The sequence below is a fragment of the Chitinophaga sp. genome (assembly GCF_035564935.1).
Lineage (GTDB): Bacteria > Bacteroidota > Bacteroidia > Chitinophagales > Chitinophagaceae > Chitinophaga.
Window position 1 is genome coordinate 1 of record NZ_DATMTE010000093.1, and the last position, 3,007, is coordinate 3,007.

Annotated in this window: 2 protein-coding genes; both read left to right on the forward strand. The window is 49.2% G+C overall.

The genetic code is table 11. The features are described from left to right. Positions 1-550: RagB/SusD family nutrient uptake outer membrane protein (locus VN105_RS02640; protein ID WP_325637647.1), on the forward strand; the 550-nt coding region annotated here is incomplete at its 5' end. Positions 551-565: 15 nt separating this feature from the next. Next, complete coding sequence (locus VN105_RS02645; RefSeq protein ID WP_325637649.1) at positions 566-2,911, forward strand: PDZ domain-containing protein; 2,346 nt, start codon at positions 566-568, stop codon at positions 2,909-2,911. Positions 2,912-3,007: the final 96 nt, after the last annotated feature.

Genomic DNA, 3,007 nt, shown 5'->3' on the forward strand with positions numbered 1-3,007 from the left:
GTTTATTGATAGCTATCCTGCCGGCGATCAGCGTAAACAATGGGGTATTAAGATCAATTATCCTTCACCGGCCGGAGGTACATTGCCTCCTTTCTTCACGAAGTTCGTAGATCTGTCGGCTGTTGACCAGAACATTGGCCCATCAACTATCCTGGTGCCCTATGCCTTCCCGCTTTTACGGCTGGCGGAAATGTACCTGGTGGCGGCAGAAGCAGAAAATGAAGTGAACGGGCCCGCACAGGCGTACCAGTATATTAACAAGATTCGTTGGCGTGCGAGAGCGGATAAAAACAACCCTGCTGCCGTACCCGATCTTGCCAATCTTTCCAAAGACCAGTTCCGTGAAGCGGTACTGATGGAGCGTAAATGGGAGCTGAGTAGTGAAGGCAATGCCTGGTTCGACCTGAAACGCAGCAATACTTTCCAGCAGATTCAAACCGTAAGGGGAAGTTCCCTGAGCGTGCCTATTGGCGTGTACAACCAAACCTGGCTGATACCTACCCAGGAGATCACCAATAATAATATCCGGCAAAATCCGCAATACCAATAGTATATTTAAAAACGTATGAAACAACTCTTTCTCATTTGTTGTGCTTTGTTGATGATGCAACAGGTAAATGCACAAATCTTTTATCATGTTTCCCCTTCGGGAAATGATACCCATGCAGGCAATGAAGCCCACCCGATGAAAACATTGCCTGGTGCGGTTGCCAGGGCGGTGAAACAAAAAGGACAACAGGTGGTGATACTTCTCCACCAGGGTACTTACTACCTCGAAAAGCAAATTACCCTGAAGGCCACAGACATGACCTGCAAAAGCCTGGAGATAAGTGCATTTAATAACGGGAAAGTTTTTATCAGTGCAGGCCGGCCGCTTTCGCTTAAATGGAAACCTTATAAGAATGGCATCTTTGCAGCTACTGTACCTGCCGGTATTTCTTTTGAAAGATTGTATGTAAACGGGCAGCTGCAGGTGCTGGCCCGTTATCCCAATTACGACCCGGCAGCCAAAGTGTTTCATGGCACCGCTGCCGATGCCGTGGAGCGCGCCGCCAAATGGGAACACCCGGAAAATGGATATGTGCATGCCATTCACGCGTACGACTGGGGCGGCTTTCATTACCGCATCACCGGTATAAAAAACGGGCAACCCATACTCGAAGGCGGATGGCAGAACAACCGCCCTAATAAAATGCACGCAACACTCCGGTTTGTGGAAAACAACCTCCAGGAACTGGACACAGTGGGCGAATGGTATCTCGACAGCAAAGCCCGTATGTTATACTATTATCCTCCTGCCGGCGTTTCGCTTGCGGATGCACGGATAGAAGCATCGCGCCTCAGGAACAGCATTGTGCTGAAAGGCACTGCCAGTGAACCTGTGCGTAACGTTAGCTTAAAAGGACTGCAGTTTATACACAATGAGCGCTCCTTTATGGATACAAAGGAACAGCTGCTGCGCAGCGACTGGACCATTTACCGCGGCGGGGCCGTGTTGTTTGATGGTACGGAAAACTGCAGCATCAGCAATTGTGAGTTTGCCGGCCTTGGAGGCAATGCCATTATGCTGAGTAATTATAACTATCATGATAGTATCAGTAGTTGTTACATCCATGATATTGGCGCCAGTGCTGTTTGTTTTATTGGCGATCTGAAAGCGGTGCGCTCCCCCAACTTCCGTTACGAGGAGTTTACGCCATATAACCAACTGGATAAAACGCCCGGCCCCCGCAGCAACAACTACCCGCAGGAATGTATAGTTACCAATAGTCTTATTCATCATGTAGGGGAAATTGAAAAGCAGGCAACAGGTGTGGAAATCTCTGTTTCTTCGGGCATTACCGTAAGTCATAACAGCATTTATCATACGCCCCGCGCCGGTCTCAATATCGGCGATGGCTGCTTCGGCGGTCACGTACTGGAATACAACGACGTGTTTAACACCGTACAGGAAACAGGCGATCACGGCGCATTTAATTCGTGGGGGCGTGACCGTTACTGGGCGCCCGACAGGGGCTATATGGACAGCATTGTTGCCGCCCACCCTGAACTGGTGAAACTGGACGCCATCCGGCCGGTGATCATCCGCAACAACCGGTTCCGCTGTGATCATGGATGGGACATAGACCTCGACGACGGCTCTTCCAACCACCAGATCTATAACAATGTTTGCCTTAATGGCGGTTTGAAACTCCGGGAAGGCTTTAACCGGGTAGTGAAAAATAATATTATGATCAATAATTCTTTTCATCCGCATGTATGGTTTACCAACAGCCAGGATGTATTTGAAAATAATATAGTGATGCGTAAATACTTTCCCATACAGGTGAAAGACTGGGGCCACCAGGTAGACAGCAACCTGTTCCCCGATGAAGCAGCGCTGGAGCTTGCCCGCAGCAACGGAACAGATGCGCATAGCATTGCCGGCGATCCACAGTTCCTTCACCCGGATAAGGGCGACTATACGGTATCTCCCAATTCCCCTGCCCTGCGCATCGGCTTTAAAAACTTTGCGATGGATAGTTTTGGCGTGCAGGAACCAGGTTTAAAGGCAATAGCCCTGCAACCGGTGATCCCCGCGCTGGTAACAGATAAACCGCAACATGCACAAAAGCCGGCAGGACTGCCCTTCCTGGGAGGCATGGTAAAGCCGGTGGAAAGCATGGAAGAACGCTCCGCTTACGGCCTACAGGATGAATCCGGCGCCATTGTAGTATCTGTCCAGGAAAACAGTTTACTGGCCGGTTCCGAGATCCGGGCGAAAGATGTTATTTGCATGGCCAATGGCGTAAAAGTAGCTTCCGCAAAACATCTGCTGGAAATTTTACAGGCAGTAAAGGGGAAAGAGAAGATCCCTGTGGAAATCATGCGGAACCAGCAGAAGCAGGTAGTGCAGGTAAGGCTGAAATAAGCGTATTTTATTACAGGTAGAAAAAATGCAGGATAACGCTGACAGGCGTTATCCTGCTTAATTAATCCTCATAGCTTACATTTTTTGTACGTATAT